Genomic DNA, 18,148 nt, shown 5'->3' with positions numbered 1-18,148 from the left:
GGCTAATCATTATGAAAAAAGGAGAAGACTATATAGTCTTCTCCTTTATTAATTGGGTAGTGAGGTGTATAATGAAAGTAGGAGAATGTGAGGAGAAGGACCATGATTGTAAAAGTTTGTAATGCAGATTTTAGTCTCCAGTGGGATGGGATATATCAATTTGCTCTTGAAAACTATCCTAAGATTAAAGAATGGGAATTGGAGAAGCTAGCAAAGTTTATTGCTTACGAACAGGACCATCATCGTCAGACCATTGTGGAATGTGAGAATCATGAATTAAATATACAAATTCATGATTATTTGCAAGACCATAGCTATTTTCCTCCCTACAGACCAAGTCATCGCCTTGTAGCTTCTACCTATGATATCCAGAGGAAGTTGGTTACTTCCAATTATTGTAGTCATACTTGTACAGTTGAGGCGGCTCAGGATATTTTTCAGACTGGAAAAATCATGTCGGCGGTAAAAGTATTTGGTAAAAGTGGGGCTGAGCTAGTTACAGATAGTCGTAATGCAGCTTCTGATCCAGCAGACTATTTTGACTATATCATGTTCGGATGGTCTAATACGACTTCGGGTTACCGACTCGCTATGGAGCGTTTGTTAGGACGGGCACCGTCTGAGGAGGAATTGCAAGAAAAGTTCATTCCTGGAGTTAGTTTTCATTTTCTGTATGAAGAATTGATTCAAGCACCAGGTTATATATTTGATGGCTATCATGTTGCGAAGGTAAAAGATAGTTTAAATTTGGATACCTTTCTTCATTTGTGTGTTATTCCTTCAAAAGATAAGGCTTGTTTTGAAGGTTTAATTCCTTATCAATTACAAGATAGAGTGATTTACCTAGACTATGAGGGAGAAGGGTTACAGGCTTGGAATACTAAGGTTAATCAAGTACTACATGGTACGGATAAGTTGAAGGAGTAGTGTATGAAAGTCATTGATCAAGCTCTACTGAAAAAAGTAATCATCGATCGTCCTCGTTCTAGTCATAAGGGAGACTACGGTCGTCTTCTCTTGATTGGAGGAACGTATCCTTATGGGGGAGCCATTATTATGGCTGCCTTAGGGGCTGTAAAGAGCGGAGCAGGCTTAGTGACAGTAGCAACGGATAAAGAGAATATTCCAGCGCTACATAGCCATCTGCCTGAGGCTATGGCCTTTGCCCTTGACGATAAGCAATTACTTGAGCAACAGTTACAGAAAGCGAATGTTGTCTTGGTCGGACCTGGACTAGTGGATGATGATCGTGGAGAAGAGCTTCTCCAAACAGTCTTTAATCATTCAAATCAAGATCGGACCCTCATACTGGATGGTGGCGCCCTATCTATTTTAGCGAAGTATGAAATGAAATTTCCTAAAGCTCATCTTGTTTTAACGCCTCACCAAAGGGAATGGCAAGTCTTGTCAGGCTTAGATTTGACTTCCCAAGGAGCTGAGGAAACAGGAGAGGCTTTGAAGAGTTTTCCTTCAGGAACGATTTTGGTTCAAAAAGGTCCTGCGACTCGAATCTGGCAAGCCGGGCCTGCAGATTTTTATCAGCTAAGTGTTGGTGGTCCCTATCAGGCGACTGGAGGCATGGGAGATACCCTAGCTGGGATGATTGCTGGTTTCGCAGGTCAATTTCCTCAAGTTAGCCTCTATGAAAGGGTGACGGTAGCAACATATCTGCACTCAGCAATTGCTCAAGAATTAGCTGAGGACAACTTTGTCGTTCTACCAACCACGATTAGTCAACATATTCCTGCATTCATGAAAAAAATACAAAAAGACACCTGAGTTTTTCAGGTGTCTTTTGACTATTAGAAGAGGCATTTGACCTTATCTACAAGACCGTCAAGTCCTTCTGAACCTGAAACCAAAGCTTGAGCTTGGCTAAGGTAGTCACCGAGTTGGTCCTTGTTTTCTTCGACAAATGTTTTTGCTACAGAAAAATCTTTGTTCTCAACGAGTTCCTTTACTTGGTTAAAGAAATCTAATGGGTTCATGAGTTCCCTCCTTTTCTAAAATTCTATTCAATTATTTTTTTCAAATCTTGCAAGAAACTTGACTCTTCAAATAAAGTTCAGGGGTGTCAAATGGTGCAAATTTTGATATAATTTTTAGTGATGAATTTTAGAAATGATCGGTACGTGGTTGTAGATTTAGAAGCTACAAGTACCGGAAGTAAGGCAAAAATCATCCAAGTGGGAATTGTAGTCATTGAAGATGGTGAGATTGTTGAGCAATATGCTACTGATGTCAATCCTCATGAACACTTGGATTCTCATATCAAAGAATTAACGGGTTTGACAGACAAGCGTTTAGCAAAGGCTCCAGAGTTTTCTCAGGTGGCTAGAAAGATTTTTGAACTGGTCAAAGACGGTGTTTTTGTTGCGCACAATGTTCAGTTTGATGCCAATTTATTGGCAGAATTTCTCTTCTTTGAAGGATATGAATTGCGCACGCCTCGTATCGATACAGTGGAGTTGGCTCAAGTTTTTTATCCTCAGCTTGAGAAGTATAATCTTGGAATCCTCTGCCAAGAGTTGGGAATTCCACTTGAGCAAGCTCATACAGCCCTTTCTGACGCCCAAGCAACTGCAGAACTCTTTCTTTGTATGAGACAAAAGATGTTTCAACTTCCAAAAGGTTTGTTGGAACGCTTATTGAGTTTGTCAGATAGCCTATTGTACGAATCTTACATGGTTATCGAGGAAGTTTATCAGAAACAGTCTCTCTTAGTTGAACATGACTTGGTCGAGGTGCAAGGTCTATTTTTGAGAAAAGAAAAATCAGCCCTTTGTCCACGCAAACTTTCTAAAGATTTCCAGACCAACATTGCCTTGTTGGGTTTGGAGGAAAGAAGCCGACAAGAAGAATTTGCTCAAAAGGTCCAAGAGTTTTTACAAGAGGAAACAATTTCTTTTATTCAGGCTCAAACGGGGATCGGAAAAACCTACGGCTATCTCCTGCCAGCCTTGTCACTTGAAAACGAAGGGGGAATCCTACTTAGTGTTTCGACTAAAATCCTTCAAAATCAGGTAATGCAAGAGGAGGCTAAAAGACTAGAAGAGATTTTTCATATCTCTATTCACAGTCTCAAAGGACCACAGAATTACTTGAAGTTAGATGCCTTTCATGCAGCACTAGAGGAAGAAGAGTCCAATCGTTTGTATACGCGTTTCAAGATGCAACTCCTAGTTTGGCTGACTGAAACGGAAACTGGAGACTTAGACGAAATTGGTCAACTTTATCGCTACCAGCAATTTTTACCAAACTTGGTGCATGATGGAAATCTTCACAAAGATTCTCTCTTTTGGTTAGAGGATTTTTGGAGACGTGGTCAGGAAAAAGCGCGTTCTTGTAAGTTGCTAGTGACCAATCATGCTTACCTCCTTACTCGACTTGAAGATGATCCTAGTCTCTTAGAAGGGCGTCTCTTGATTTTAGATGAAGCTCAGAAAATCTTGTTGACATTAGAAAATCTTTCTCGAAAATCTTATTTGCTAACGGATTTGCTAGATCAACTAGACCAAGCTCTATCTACAGAAGAAGGCATGCTTCAAAGACGCTTGCTAGAGAGTATTTGTTTTGAAATTTCTTACCTACTTGATCAGTTTCTATCTGGTAAACGGAAGATGTGTCCAGCTAGTAGCATTGACAAGCTCCGACAAGATTTTTCAGAGTTGAATCTTCCAGAATTTAAAGACTATCAGAGATTTTTCTCGTCTGAAGGAGAATTTTGGTTATCAGTTTCAGAACTCTCTAGTAAAAAAATCGAGATTACTTCTAGTCGCAATCAGCGTTTGCTATTTTCTCAGATATTTCCAGAATCCTGCCAGCTTCTCGGAATCTCTGCAACCTTAGAAATTAGTAGCAGAGTTTCTTTGCCAGAATTGTTAGGATTCCCGCAAGCAAACATTTATTACCTAGATGAACAGTTTCAGGAAAATCAGGAAATTTTGTTGGTGAATGATTTTCCATTGGTGACTGAAGTTTCGCTTGAGGAGTATGCACAAGCAGTTGTGGAGGTTCTAGAAGAATTATTCCAGTTTGAAGAACCCATTCTAGTCTTGTTTACTGCAAAAGATTTATTGTTGCAGGTATCTGATGCTTTAAGAATTCCCCATTTAGCCCAATATAAGCATGGGGAACCAGCTCAATTGAAAAAACGCTTTGAAAGAGGCGAGCGTGAGCTTTTGCTTGGTGCGGGAAGTTTTTGGGAAGGTGTCGATTTTTCAAGACATCCGCGGGTTATTGAAGTGGTGACTCGTCTACCTTTCCAAAATCCAGAAGATCCTTTTACTAAAAAGATGAACCAAGAGCTCCGCCTTGAAGGGAAAAATCCTTTTTACGATTATCAGCTTCCTATGGCCATTATTCGCCTCAAGCAAGCGATTGGAAGAACCATGCGTCGAGTGGGGCAACGCTCTGCAGTTCTGATTCTAGATAGCCGCATGGCAAGTAAACGTTATGGTAAGCAAATCAGCAAGGCTTTGGCTCGAAGCAATCGCGTTAGAGTCATTAGCAGAGAGCAAATTTATATCAATGTTCAAGATTTTTTACATAAACAACGAAATGAATACCAGAAAGAATGAAGGAGACCGTTATGAAACGTTCATTCGACTCTAGGGTCGATTATAGTTTAATATTACCAGTGTTTTGTTTATTGGTGATTGGAGTTGTAGCTATTTATATAGCAGTTAGTCATGACTACCCAAACAATGTTTGGCCCATACTTGGACAACAACTGGCTTGGATAGCACTTGGGATTATCTTTAGTTTTGTAGTTATGTTTTTTAACACCAAGTTTTTATGGCAGTCTACCCCCTATCTATATGGTCTTGGTCTAGCCTTGATGGTCTTACCCTTGGTTTTTTATAATCCAAGTTTAGTGGCTGCAACAGGTGCTAAAAACTGGGTATCAATCGGTGGTTATACACTTTTTCAACCATCCGAATTCATGAAGATATCCTATATTTTGATGCTGGCATACGTTATCGTAACCTTTACCAAGAAACATAAAGACAAAGAACGAACTATTGGCTTAGATTTCCTTTTGATTCTTTGGATGATTGTTTTCACGATTCCGGTTCTAGTGTTACTAGCCTTACAAAGTGACCTTGGAACGGCAATGGTTTTTGTTGCGATCTTTGCAGGTCTTGTCTTGTTGTCAGGTGTTTCTTGGAAGATTATCATCCCAGTCTTTGTAACAGTTGTATCGGCGATTACAGGCTTCCTAGCAATCTTTATCACAAAAGACGGGCGTGCCTTTATGCACCAAATTGGGATGCCGACTTATCAGATTAATCGTATCTTGGCTTGGCTCAATCCCTTTGATTATGCTCAAACAACTACCTATCAACAGGCTCAAGGTCAAATTGCCATCGGTAGTGGGGGAGTATTTGGCCAAGGCTTTAACGTGTCCAATCTCCTCATCCCAGTCCGTGAGAGTGACATGATCTTCACAGTTATCGCTGAAGATTTTGGTTTTATTGGTTCAGTAGTAGTGATTGCACTCTATCTACTCCTCATCTATCGTATGTTAAAGATTACTCTGAAATCTAACAATCAATTTTATACTTATATCTCCACTGGATTTATCATGATGCTCTTGTTCCACATCTTTGAGAACATTGGTGCCGTCACAGGACTCCTTCCTCTTACGGGGATTCCTTTGCCCTTTATTTCCCAAGGGGGATCAGCCATTATCAGTAATCTCATCGGTGTCGGTCTTCTTTTATCGATGAGCTACCAAACACATCTCGCCGATGAAAAGAGTGGTCGAACAAGATTTAAACGTAAAAAAGTTGTACTGAAGAAAGTGAAATAAGGAGGTCGCTATGCCTAAAGTTGCAGTTATCCTAGCAAATGGCTTTGAAGAAATTGAAGCCTTGACTGTCGTAGACGTCTTGCGTCGCGCAAATATCACCTGCCATATGGTCGGATTTGGTGAAAAAGTGACAGGTTCACATGCCATTCAAGTTCAAGCCGATCGAGTGTTTGATGGAAATTTATCAGAGTATGATATGATTGTCCTTCCAGGAGGTATGCCTGGTTCTGCCCACTTGCGGGACAATGAACAATTGATCACTGAACTTCAAAAATTTGAGAAAATCGGTAAAAAGGTAGCAGCCATCTGTGCGGCTCCAATTGCATTGAATCAGGCAGGTCTACTAGAAGGTAGAAACTTCACCTGCTATGATGGAGTCCAGGAACAAATTGCTAACGGTCACTACCATAAAGAAACAGTAGTAGTGGATGGGAATGTTATCACTAGCCGTGGGCCAGCAACAGCTTTAGCCTTTGCTTACCACTTGGTTGAAACACTGGGCGGAGATGCTGAATCTCTAAGAAATGGCATGCTCTACACAGACCTATTTGAAAAATAATGAACAAATTGAGGAGAATCTTTCTTGATGGAGAAGATTCTTCTCTTTTTTAAGGTCAAAACCAAGGTAAACATCGCTTTTTTTATAAAAAAATGGTATAATGAAGGGTATGAAATATCACGATTACATCTGGGATTTAGGTGGAACCCTGCTTGATAATTATGAAACTTCTACAGCAGCTTTTGTAGAAACATTAGCAGAGTTCGGGATTGAGCAGGAGCACGACAGTGTCTACGAAGCTTTGAAGGTTTCGACTGCCTTTGCCATCGAAAAGTATGCTCCAGGTATTGAAAACTTTCTTGAGAAATATAAAGAAAATGAAGCCCGAGAGCTTGAACACCCAGTTTTGTTCGATGGGATTCCTACTCTTTTAGAAAATATTTCGGACCAAGGTGGCCGTAACTTCTTGGTTTCTCATCGAAACGATCAGGTATTGGAGATTCTAGCGAAAACTGAGATAGCTCCCTACTTTACAGAAGTAGTGACAGCTAGTTCAGGATTTAAACGCAAACCAGATCCTGAATCGATGATTTATTTACGTGATAAGTATCATATTACATCAGGATTGGTCATTGGTGACCGTGCTATTGATGTAGAGGCAGGACATGCTGCAGGCTTAGATGCCTATCTTTTTGAGAACGTTGTAGCGTTAAAACAAGCAATAGACATGTAAGAAAAAGGGGAAACATGACAGAAGATATTAAAAACCAACAGGCACAAGATTATGATGCCAGTCAAATTCAAGTTTTGGAAGGTCTGGAAGCTGTTCGTATGCGTCCAGGGATGTACATCGGTTCAACTTCGAAAGAGGGTCTTCACCACCTAGTCTGGGAAATCGTAGATAACTCTATCGACGAAGCCTTGGCTGGATTCGCTAGTCATATCGAAGTTTTTATTGAGCCAGATGATTCAATTACAGTTATCGATGATGGTCGTGGGATTCCAGTTGATATCCAGGAAAAAACAGGTCGTCCTGCAGTTGAAACAGTCTTTACAGTTCTTCACGCCGGAGGTAAATTCGGCGGTGGCGGATACAAGGTATCAGGTGGACTCCATGGTGTAGGGTCATCCGTTGTAAATGCTCTTTCTACTCAGTTGGATGTTCGTGTTCATAAAAATGGAAAGATTCACTACCAAGAGTACCGTCGTGGACATGTTGTTGCAGACCTTGAGGTGATCGGGGATACAGATAAAACAGGAACAATTGTTCACTTTACTCCAGACCCAGAAATTTTTACTGAGACAACGACATTTGATTTTGACAAATTAAATAAACGGATTCAAGAGTTAGCTTTCTTGAATCGAGGTCTTCAAATCTCTATCACTGACAAACGTGAAGGACTTGAGCAGACCAAGCATTATCACTACGAAGGTGGGATTGCGAGCTACGTTGAGTACCTCAACGAAAATAAGGATGTTATCTTTGATACACCAATCTACACAGATGGTGAAATGGATGATATCACAGTTGAAGTCGCGATGCAGTACACAACGGGTTACCACGAGAATGTCATGAGTTTCGCTAACAATATTCATACCCATGAAGGTGGAACACATGAGCAAGGTTTCCGTACAGCCTTAACTCGTGTTATTAATGACTATGCTCGTAAAAACAAACTTCTAAAAGATAACGAAGATAACTTAACAGGTGAGGATGTCCGTGAAGGATTGACAGCGGTTATCTCTGTGAAGCATCCAAACCCTCAGTTTGAAGGACAAACTAAGACCAAACTTGGAAATAGTGAAGTTGTGAAGATTACCAATCGCCTCTTCAGTGATGCATTTTCTGACTTCCTTTTGGAAAATCCACAGATTGCTAAGCGCATCGTTGAAAAAGGAATCTTGGCTGCCAAAGCGCGTGTTGCTGCCAAGCGTGCGCGTGAAGTTACACGTAAGAAATCTGGTTTAGAAATTTCAAATCTTCCAGGAAAATTAGCGGACTGTTCATCAAACAATCCAGCTGAAACTGAACTTTTCATCGTCGAAGGAGACTCTGCAGGAGGTTCTGCAAAATCAGGACGTAATCGTGAGTTCCAAGCCATCTTACCAATTCGTGGTAAAATCCTTAACGTTGAAAAAGCGAGCATGGATAAGATTTTAGCTAATGAGGAGATTCGCAGTCTTTTCACAGCTATGGGAACAGGATTTGGCGCTGAGTTTGATGTCAGCAAAGCTCGCTATCAAAAACTTGTTATCATGACAGATGCCGATGTCGATGGAGCCCATATTCGTACTCTTTTGTTAACTCTGATTTATCGTTATATGAAACCGGTTCTAGAGGCAGGTTATGTTTATATCGCTCAGCCACCAATTTACGGTGTTAAAGTCGGTAGCGAGATTAAAGAATATATTCAACCTGGCGCAGACCAAGAAACTCGCCTACAAGAAGCTTTGGCTCGCTACAGCGAAGGTCGTTCAAAACCAACCATTCAACGTTATAAAGGTCTTGGAGAAATGGATGACCACCAACTTTGGGAAACTACGATGAATCCTGAACATCGCCTTATGGCCCGTGTATCAGTAGATGACGCTGCAGAAGCAGATAAGATTTTTGATATGCTCATGGGTGATCGAGTAGAACCACGTCGAGAATTTATCGAAGAAAACGCTGTTTACAGTACTCTTGACGTATAAAAAAATTGGGAAATAGTTCCCAAGGTTTGAAAAATATGATATAATCATTACAATTGTGTCATGTATAAAAGGAGTTTGATATGTCAAATAATCAGTTGATTATTACTTTGATTGGAATTGCAGTCCTGCTTCTTATTGCTTTTGCAGTAGCAATTTTGCTACGTAAACGAAATGAGAGTAGACTTGCAGCTTTAGAAGAAAAAAAAGAAGAACTATATAACCTTCCTGTTAATGATGAGGTAGAGGTTGTTAAAAATATGCATCTGATTGGTCAAAGTCAGGTTGCTTTTAGAGAATGGAACCAAAAATGGGTAGATTTGTCTCTGAACTCTTTTGCAGATATCGAGAATAACCTCTTTGAAGCTGAAGGATACAATAACTCATTCCGTTTCTTGAAAGCTAAGCACCAGATTGATCAAATTGAGAGTCAAATCCAACTTGTTGAAGAGGATATTGCAGCAATTCGTAATGCCTTGTCTGAGTTGGAAAAACAAGAATCAAAAAATAGTGGACGCGTTCTGCATGCCCTAGATCTATTTGAAAAACTACAAAATACTGTAGCTGAAGATTCTGAAAAATATGGTCAAGCTCTTCCAGAAATTGAAAAACAATTGGAGAACATTCAATCTGAGTTTTCTCAGTTTGTAACCTTGAATTCATCAGGAGATCCAGTTGAAGCGGCAGGTATTTTAGATAACGCTGAAAATCATATTTTAGCATTGACGCATATCGTTGAAAGAATTCCAGCAATTGTTGCCAAGCTTACTACTGAATTGCCAGAACAACTTGAAGATTTAGAAGCAGGTTACCGTAAGCTTTTGGATGAGAACTACCATTTTGTAGAAACAGATATCGAATCTCGTCTTCAACTTCTCTATGAAGCCTTGAAGAATAATCATGAAAATATCCGCACATTAGAGTTGGATAATGCAGAGTATGAAAACACTCAAATCCAAGAAGAAATCAATGCACTTTATGATATTTTCACTCGTGAAATTGCAGCACATAAAGCTTTTGAGAAATTGGTAACTACCCTTCCTACTTATCTCAAACACTTGAAAGAAAACAATCAGGTATTAGTTAAAGATATCGAACGTCTTGGGAAAACCTATTTGATTTCAGAAAGCGATGTGAATCGCGTTCGTCGTCTTCAATCTGATATCTCAGCCTTGAATGCTACTATTGAAGAAATGACTAATGCAGAGTCAGAAGTTTCAGAAGCATATTCTGTCTTACAAGAACGTCTGGAAAATCTTCAATCTACCTTAAAAGATATTGAAGATGATCAAATCGGTGTTAGCGAACGTCTCGTTCAAATTGAAAAAGATGACATTAATGCTCGACAAAAAGCAAATGTATATGTCAACCGTCTTCATACGATTAAACGTTACATGGAGAAGAGAAACCTTCCAGGAATTCCACAAAAATTCTTGAAGCTCTTCTTTGATGCAAGTCACAGTACAGAAGACTTGATGGCTGAGTTGGAACAAGCGCAAGTGAATATCGAATCTGTCAATCGTATCCTTGAGATTGCGACAAATGATATGAATATGTTAGAAGAAGAAACATACAGTATCGTTCAAAATGCAACATTGACAGAACAATTGCTTCAATATTCAAACCGTTACAGATCATTTGATGATCGTATTCAACAAGCTTTCCAAGAAGCTTTGAATATCTTTGAAACAACATTCGATTACCAAGCATCTTTCGAAAAAATCTCTCAAGCATTAGAAGTTGCTGAGCCTGGTGTTACAAATCGCTTTGTTACTTCATATGAAAAAACAAGAGAAAGTATTCGTTTCTAATTGATAAAAGAATCCTAGATTTTTCCTAGGGTTCTTTTACTTTTATTTGCTTGTCTTAAATATTTTTATTCCATGTTTTCATTGAAATTATAGTTTATATTTGATATGATAAGACTATGACAAAAAAGAGATTACCCCAGAATAAAGTAAAGAAGAAAAATAACAAAAAGCTTGGCACTCTTGTCTTGCTTTTGTTTCTAACAATGTTAGCACTCGGTAGTGTGATTACCTATAAAGTGTTGAACAAACAAGCCTTTGAACAGAAAATTGAAAGTCTCAAGAAGGAAAAAGATGACGCCTACTCACAGGGAAGTCAAAAAGAGCATTTCCGCAAAGAGAAATCAGAAATTATCACCTATTATCCACTAGTCGGGGACAGCCCAATCTCCTCTGTCAAGGATGTTATCGTTAAAGATGTCACTGACAAAGTAGAAGGTAAAGACCAGTTGGTTTTTTATTACTCAGAAAAAGGGGAATCCTCTTTAACTGGGATTGAAAATCGTTTGATAAAAAAACAAGCTTACGACTTAGCCAATTCTAATGTAGTCGAATTAGAAAATACTACTTTGGAACAGCTCTATCTAAAAGAAGACGGCTCTATCTTTACCCTGGATCAACTCTTTACAGACTCATCCACGGCAAAAGAAAAAATCCTCGAGGCTGTTAAGTCGACTCTCCAAGATAAAAAAGTAGAGCAATCAATTGTTGACCAAGTTTCAGCTGATCTTTCAGCTACAGAATTGTCAAGCTGGAAATTTGCCTACAAAGATAGTCAATTGGTTCTTTATCCAGTCAAAGCAACGACTAATGTAGAAGAAATAGCGATGCCTATTTCAGATTTCTTTGATTTTATTCAGACATCCTATCTAACAGAAAAGGATGCTGAACTTTATAAAAAAGTTCAAGCGGAAAAACATAAAAAAGTGGTTGCTCTTACCTTTGATGATGGTCCCGATGGCAACACAACACCACAAGCCTTGGATATTTTAGCTAAGTACAAAATCAAAGCAACTTTCTTTGTCCAAGGTAAAAATATTGCAGGCAATGAAGCTATCCTCAAACGTATGCAGGCTGAGGGACATGAAGTCGGAAATCATAGTTGGAACCATCCAGTTTTAACACAACTCTCATTAGAAGATGCCAAAAAACAAATTACGGATACAGAAGCTGCGATTACTAATGTTCTTGGAAATAGCTCAAAATTAATGCGTCCACCATATGGCGCAATTTCGGATGATATTCGTAACAGCCTTGACTTAAGTTTTATTATGTGGGATGTTGATAGTTTGGACTGGAAGAGTAAAAATGAAGCAGCGATTCTGACTGAAATCCAACGTCAAACGACTGATGGTTCGATTATTCTCTTACATGATATTCATCAAACGTCAGTAAATTCACTACCAAGGGTTATCGAGTATTTGCAGGGACAAGGATATAGCTTTGTGACCGTATCAGAACTACTCAATACAGGTTTAAAACCACATGGTATTTACTATTCTCGTAATCAATAGTTTGAGTAAGTGTCATAGAATAGAAAATTATTAAAAAAACATTATTTTTATCTTGACAAGTAGGGGAAAACTTGATATTATATACAAGATGAGAAAAGCAGAAGTGAGAACTTCTCGCCTTGCGACTAACGTTGTCTGGCCCCTACAGATCAAGTTTCAGAAATGAAATATAATCATGTAGTGCGGATTTGCGTTAGCAAGTCCGCTCTTGTTTTTCTCTAAACTAAAAAAAGAGGTGAAAACCATAGCAAAGCAAGACTTATTCATCAATGATGAAATTCGTGTACGCGAAGTTCGCTTAATCGGTCTTGAAGGTGAGCAATTGGGTATCAAACCACTAAGCGAAGCGCAAGCACTTGCGGATGAAGCTAATGTGGACTTGGTTCTCATTCAACCTCAAGCTAAACCTCCTGTTGCGAAAATTATGGACTACGGTAAGTTCAAATTTGAGTACCAGAAGAAGCAAAAAGAACAACGCAAAAAACAAAGCGTTGTTACCGTGAAAGAAGTTCGTTTGAGCCCAGTTATCGATAAGGGTGACTTCGAAACTAAACTTCGCAATGCTCGCAAGTTCCTTGAAAAAGGAAACAAAGTAAAGGTATCTATTCGCTTTAAGGGACGTATGATTACCCATAAAGAGATTGGTGCAAAAGTTTTAGCCGACTTCGCTGAAGCAACTCAAGATATTGCTATCATCGAACAACGCGCTAAAATGGATGGTCGTCAAATGTTCATGCAGTTGGCACCAGCAACTGACAAGAAATAATCTGTCAGAAAGTTAAAAAAAGGAGAAAAAATCATGCCAAAACAAAAAACACACCGCGCATCAGCTAAACGTTTCAAACGTACAGGTTCTGGTGGACTTAAACGTTTCCGTGCTTATACATCTCACCGTTTCCACGGAAAAACTAAAAAACAACGTCGTCATCTTCGTAAAGCATCTATGGTGCATGCAGGAGATTTCAAACGTATAAAAGCAATGCTTACTCGCTTGAAATAATCGCGTATTTGTAAGTTAACAATTCTAGGAAATATTGGAGGAAATATAAATGGCACGTGTTAAAGGTGGCGTTGTATCACGCAAACGTCGTAAACGTATTTTAAAATTAGCAAAAGGTTACTATGGAGCTAAACACATTTTGTTCCGTACTGCAAAAGAACAAGTAATGAACTCTTACTACTATGCATACCGTGACCGTCGTCAAAAGAAACGTGACTTCCGCAAATTGTGGATCACACGTATCAATGCGGCAGCTCGTATGAACGGACTTTCATACTCACAATTGATGCATGGTTTGAAATTGGCTGAGATCGAAGTTAACCGTAAAATGCTTGCTGACTTGGCTGTTAACGATGCAGCAGCTTTCACAGCTCTTGCAGATGCAGCTAAAGCAAAACTTGGTAAATAATTATTCATAAGACTGGTGCAAGTTTGTTCCAGTCTTTTTTAAACAAAGGAGAAAAAATGGCTTCAAAAATGTTACACACTTGCTTGCGAGTAGAAAATCTCGAAAAATCAATTGCTTTTTATCAAGATGCTTTTGGATTTAAGGAATTGCGTCGCAAGGATTTTCCAGAACATGCTTTTACCATTGTTTATCTAGGTCTTGACGGTGATGACTATGAATTGGAGTTGACTTACAACTATGATCATGGGCCTTATGTTGTTGGTGATGGCTTTGCTCACATCGCTCTAAGTACACCTGACCTTGAAGCTCTTCACATAGAACATAGCGAAAAAGGTTATGAAGTAACGGAACCTAAGGGACTTCCAGGTACTCAACCAAACTATTACTTTGTCAAAGATCCAGATGGATACAAGGTAGAAGTGATTCGTGAAAAATAATAAAAACTCCTCATTTGTCAAATTGAGTTAAATAATTTCACCTGACTCAGAAAAACTTGATACGGAGTAGTGTAGGTCATTTATGTTAGTTTCTTTCAGACAAATGTGAGCGTTTATCTGAGTCTAACATAGATGGCTTTTTCTATCTAGCTTAATGTGACAAATTGGGATATAATAAAAATAACTTAACAAATTAGTGGGAGAAAAAAATGTCAGACCAAAATCCAAATGTAGAGCTAAACAAAGAAGATAAACTAATTGTAGAAAATAATTCGGTGAAAGATATGCAGAATTGTCCAAAAGCTGTCAAGAAACCTTCGGCTCTTCTATCTTTCTCATTTTATTTGGCACTTACCTATATTCTTCTATTTATAACTCTTGCTTTAGTTACTGCTCCATGGGGAATTGTATTCTTGATTTTTCTAGGTCCTAATTTAATTGCTTACGCTATAGCAACTTTTTTAACTAGGATAGGAATCAAGAAAGTAAATAGAAATTTCTTGTATGCAAGTGCAGGATTTTATTTGCTTTCCGGACTTTTAGCATTCGACCCGGATTGGCAGATGTTTAGGGTTTTTCCTTATCTCTCCCTAGCTCTAGTTTTAATCGGGATATTTTTAACGAAAGATACAAGTAACTAAATTAAAAAGCTAGGCGCAACTCTTCTTCGAACTTATTTCATATCATAAAACCATAGCCTTTAAGGCTGTGGTTTTTTAGTTTAATGATTAGAAAGAAATTGTGTTTCTATTTTTTAAAATGGTATAATAGAGAAAGAATAAGGGAGGTGAGAAAGAATGATTGCCCAACTGGATACCAAAACAGTCTATAGTTTCATGGAGAGCATGGTTTCGATTAAGAGATATGTCAGTCAAGGGAAGGAATATGGTTATTCATCACTTGGAATCATGGATGAAGACAATCTCTACGGGGCCTATTACTTTATCAAAGAATGCCAGAAACAGGAGATTCAGCCTTTATTAGGTCTTGAGATGACTGTTCATCATAAAGATGAATGGATCAATCTACGTTTTCTAGCCCTGTCAAACCAAGGTTATCAAAACCTGATGAAGTTGTCGTCTTTAAAGATGACAGGTAAAAAAGAATGGACTGATTTTTCTTCTTACCTAGAGGATATTTGTGTTATTGTTCCATATTATTCTGGGATGAATGGATTGGATTTAGGACACAACTACCATATCGGAGTGTATCCAGATACACCGCAATCCAATTTTTCTCGACCAATTCTCCCTCTTTATCGAGTTAATTCTTTCGAATCTGAGGATTTAGAAACTCTTCAAATGCTCAGGGCGATCAAGGAAAATGTGACCTTGCGAGAGGTTGATGTTCAATCTCAACAGGGTTTGTTTTTGCCTGCTGACCGTCTAGAACAGGTTTTTGTAGAGAAGTTTCCACAAGCACTCGAAAACCTAGCAAGATTGACCAAGGGTACTTCCTACGAGATTGATAGTAGTCTTAAGCTTCCTCGTTTCAATCCAGAGAGACCTGCTGTTGAAGAACTAAGGGAAAGAGCTATCAAGGGCTTGGAAGAGAAAGGGTTATGGAATCGGGTTTATCAGGTTCGTTTAGAAGAAGAACTGTCTGTGATTCATGATATGGGATTCGATGACTATTTCTTGGTTGTCTGGGACCTATTGCGTTTTGGTCGGTCTCAGGGATATTACATGGGAATGGGACGTGGTTCTGCAGTTGGAAGTCTAGTAGCCTACGCTCTAGATATTACAGGAATTGATCCTGTAGCAAAAAATCTCATCTTTGAACGCTTCTTGAATCGTGAACGCTATACCATGCCCGATATTGATATTGATATTCCTGATATCTATCGTCCAGAGTTTATTCGCTACGTTCGTGATCGATATGGTAGTATCCATGCTGCGCAGATTGTTACTTACTCGACCTTTGGTGCCAAGCAGGCTATCCGAGATGTTTTTAAACGGTATGGTGTTCCTGAGTATGAATTGACGGCTATTACGAAAAAAATAGGCTCTAAAGATACTCTTACGACAGCCTATGAAGGCAATCTAGGTTTTAGACAACTTATTCAGAGTAAGATGGAGTACCAAAAGGCTTTTGAAATTGCTAAGAAGATAGAAGGCTATCCACGACAGACTTCTATCCATGCAGCTGGTGTCGTTATCAGTGATAAAAATCTAACAGATTATATTCCTCTCAAGTATGGAGAGGATATGCTGATTACCCAGTATGATGCCCATGGAGTTGAAGGAAATGGCTTGCTTAAGATGGACTTCTTGGGTCTTCGAAACCTAACCTTCGCTCAAAAAATGCAGGAGCTCTTATATGAAACTCAAGGAATTCAGCTAAGGATTGAGGATATAGACCTTGAGGATAAAGAAACTTTATCTCTCTTTGCTGCAGGTAAGACCAAGGGAATCTTTCAGTTTGAACAACCTGGTGCCATTCGCTTATTGAAGCGCGTGAAACCAGAAAGCTTTGAAGAAGTAGTGGCAACGACTTCCCTCAACAGACCGGGGGCGAGTGACTACATCGATAACTTTGTGGCTCGAAAACATGGTAAAGAAAAGGTAACAGTTCTGGACCCAGTTTTGGAAGATATTCTAGCTCCAACTTATGGCATTATGCTTTACCAAGAACAGGTCATGCAAGTAGCTCAGCGATATGCTGGTTTTAGCCTTGGGAAGGCCGATATTTTACGTCGTGCTATGGGGAAAAAGAACGCAGCTGAGATGCACCGAATGGAAGAAAGTTTCATCCAAGGTGCACTCGAAAAAGGACATAGCAAAGAACAGGCGCAAGAAGTTTTTTCCGTAATGGAGAAATTCGCCGGTTATGGCTTCAACCGTTCGCATGCTTGTGCTTATGCGGCTTTAGCTTTTCAACTTGCTTACTTTAAGACACATTTTCCAGCCATTTTTTATCAAGTCATGCTCAATTATGCGAGTGGAGATTATATTCTCGATGCACTTGAAATGGGATTTGAACTAGTACCGCTTTCGATCAATACAATTCCATATCAGGATAAATTAAAGGATAAGACGGTTTATTTGGGTCTTAAAAGTATTAAGGGAATACCTCGCGACTTTGCTTATTGGATAATCGAGAATCGTCCTTTTAGCAGTGTTGAAGATTTTATCACACGATTACCCAAAAATTATCAAAAGATTAGCCTCTTAACCCCTTTAGTGGAAGTAGGACTTTTTGACGGATTTGATAAAAATCGTCAAAAAATCTTAACCAATCTACCAACTCTATTTATCTTTGTAGAAGAATTAGGTAGCCTCTTTGGGGATTCTAGCTATAGTTGGACAGATACAGAGGACTTTTCAAATATTGAAAAATTTCAAAAAGAGCAAGATTGGTTAGGCGTTGGAATTAGCCAACACCCATTGCTAGTTTTAGCGAAGAATCCTTTGTATCCAATCGTGAGTTTATCTGAGCTTTTCGAGGGACAGACAGCTACAGTGCTCGTTGAGATTCAGTCTATCCGAGTGATTCGAACTAAAAAAGGTGAAAACATGGCCTTTTTGAAAGTTACTGATAGTAAAACAAGTCTTGAGATCACTGTTTTTTCTGAACAGTACCGCCAATTTAAAAATCTTTTGCACGAAGGAAGTTTCTATTATCTAAATGGAAAAGTGCAATCCAGAGATGGTCGTCTTCAATTAGTTTTAAATAATTTGAAAGAAGCAGTGAGTGAGCGTTTTTGGATTCAAGTTCCCAATCATGACCATGATTCTGAAATTTATCATATTTTAGATCAGTACAAGGGACAAATTCCTGTTGTCATTCGTTATGAAAATGAACAAAAAAATATTCTTTTGCCTGGTTATTTAGTTGCAAAAGACGCTGGCTTACAAGAATCTTTAAAACAGATTGTTATGAAAACGATTTATCGTTAAAAATCAATGAAAATAAAAGAATTTTAACTTTAAATATGGTATAATCAGTTAGAATGTTAAAAGAAAAAGGAGCAAA

General features: G+C 38.8%; 16 protein-coding genes and 1 other annotated feature. Of the genes, 15 read left to right on the top strand and 1 reads right to left on the bottom strand.

Annotated elements, in window-relative coordinates:
- Window positions 1–102: 102 nt before the first annotated feature.
- Window positions 103–927: a phosphate ABC transporter ATPase gene (locus tag QM810_RS03375; RefSeq protein ID WP_414253853.1), complete on the top strand. Its 825-nt coding sequence runs from the start codon at window positions 103–105 to the stop codon at window positions 925–927.
- A 3-nt stretch (window positions 928–930) separates the two neighbouring features.
- Complete coding sequence (locus QM810_RS03370; protein WP_414253852.1) at window positions 931–1,779, top strand: NAD(P)H-hydrate dehydratase; 849 nt, start codon at window positions 931–933, stop codon at window positions 1,777–1,779.
- A gap of 23 nt (window positions 1,780–1,802) precedes the next feature.
- On the opposite strand, the gene QM810_RS03365 is transcribed toward QM810_RS03370, so the two are convergent.
- Complete coding sequence (locus QM810_RS03365; protein WP_214261656.1) at window positions 1,803–1,988, bottom strand: hypothetical protein; 186 nt, start codon at window positions 1,986–1,988, stop codon at window positions 1,803–1,805.
- Window positions 1,989–2,108: 120 nt separating this feature from the next.
- Between QM810_RS03365 and QM810_RS03360 the strand changes: the two genes are divergently transcribed.
- From QM810_RS03360 to QM810_RS03300, 13 genes are all read left to right on the top strand, one after another.
- Window positions 2,109–4,580, top strand: coding sequence for a bifunctional DnaQ family exonuclease/ATP-dependent helicase (locus QM810_RS03360; protein WP_414253851.1), 2,472 nt, complete (start codon window positions 2,109–2,111; stop codon window positions 4,578–4,580).
- 11 nt (window positions 4,581–4,591) lie between these two features.
- Complete coding sequence (locus tag QM810_RS03355; protein WP_414253850.1) at window positions 4,592–5,815, top strand: FtsW/RodA/SpoVE family cell cycle protein; 1,224 nt, start codon at window positions 4,592–4,594, stop codon at window positions 5,813–5,815.
- A 10-nt stretch (window positions 5,816–5,825) separates the two neighbouring features.
- Window positions 5,826–6,374, top strand: a complete 549-nt coding sequence (locus tag QM810_RS03350; protein ID WP_006152534.1) for a DJ-1 family glyoxalase III — start codon at window positions 5,826–5,828, stop codon at window positions 6,372–6,374.
- A gap of 109 nt (window positions 6,375–6,483) precedes the next feature.
- Entirely contained in the window at window positions 6,484–7,047 is a 564-nt protein-coding gene (locus QM810_RS03345) for an HAD family hydrolase (protein WP_302851385.1), read from the top strand.
- A gap of 14 nt (window positions 7,048–7,061) precedes the next feature.
- On the top strand, window positions 7,062–9,008 hold the full coding sequence (gyrB, locus tag QM810_RS03340; RefSeq protein ID WP_214261661.1) for a DNA topoisomerase (ATP-hydrolyzing) subunit B: 1,947 nt from the start codon (window positions 7,062–7,064) through the stop codon (window positions 9,006–9,008).
- Between the two features lie 80 nt (window positions 9,009–9,088).
- Window positions 9,089–10,816 carry a septation ring formation regulator EzrA gene (gene ezrA / locus QM810_RS03335; RefSeq protein WP_414253849.1) on the top strand — a complete coding sequence of 576 codons (1,728 nt, stop codon included), beginning with the start codon at window positions 9,089–9,091 and terminating at the stop codon, window positions 10,814–10,816.
- Window positions 10,817–10,932: 116 nt separating this feature from the next.
- The gene (gene pgdA / locus QM810_RS03330) at window positions 10,933–12,327 is read left to right on the top strand and encodes a peptidoglycan-N-acetylglucosamine deacetylase PgdA (protein ID WP_414253848.1); all 1,395 of its coding nucleotides are present in this window, start codon (window positions 10,933–10,935) and stop codon (window positions 12,325–12,327) included.
- Between the two features lie 89 nt (window positions 12,328–12,416).
- Window positions 12,417–12,547: a sequence feature (ribosomal protein L20 leader region), on the top strand.
- A 15-nt stretch (window positions 12,548–12,562) separates the two neighbouring features.
- Entirely contained in the window at window positions 12,563–13,093 is a 531-nt protein-coding gene (gene infC, locus QM810_RS03325; protein ID WP_006149857.1) for a translation initiation factor IF-3, read from the top strand.
- A 33-nt stretch (window positions 13,094–13,126) separates the two neighbouring features.
- Window positions 13,127–13,327, top strand: coding sequence for a 50S ribosomal protein L35 (gene rpmI / locus QM810_RS03320; protein ID WP_003003453.1), 201 nt, complete (start codon window positions 13,127–13,129; stop codon window positions 13,325–13,327).
- A gap of 49 nt (window positions 13,328–13,376) precedes the next feature.
- Window positions 13,377–13,736, top strand: coding sequence for a 50S ribosomal protein L20 (gene rplT, locus QM810_RS03315; RefSeq protein WP_000124834.1), 360 nt, complete (start codon window positions 13,377–13,379; stop codon window positions 13,734–13,736).
- Between the two features lie 56 nt (window positions 13,737–13,792).
- Window positions 13,793–14,173, top strand: coding sequence for a VOC family protein (locus QM810_RS03310; RefSeq protein ID WP_195183950.1), 381 nt, complete (start codon window positions 13,793–13,795; stop codon window positions 14,171–14,173).
- A gap of 209 nt (window positions 14,174–14,382) precedes the next feature.
- Window positions 14,383–14,814, top strand: coding sequence for a hypothetical protein (locus QM810_RS03305; RefSeq protein ID WP_195183949.1), 432 nt, complete (start codon window positions 14,383–14,385; stop codon window positions 14,812–14,814).
- Window positions 14,815–14,970: 156 nt separating this feature from the next.
- A complete protein-coding gene (locus QM810_RS03300; protein ID WP_414253847.1) occupies window positions 14,971–18,072 on the top strand; it encodes a DNA polymerase III subunit alpha in 3,102 nt (1,033 codons plus the stop codon).
- Window positions 18,073–18,148 lie beyond the last annotated feature (76 nt).

This window comes from Streptococcus infantis, assembly GCF_047464155.1.
Classification (GTDB): domain Bacteria; phylum Bacillota; class Bacilli; order Lactobacillales; family Streptococcaceae; genus Streptococcus; species Streptococcus infantis_U.
The sequence above is the reverse complement of the archived record's forward strand: the minus strand, read 5'-3'. Positions and strand labels throughout refer to the sequence as shown.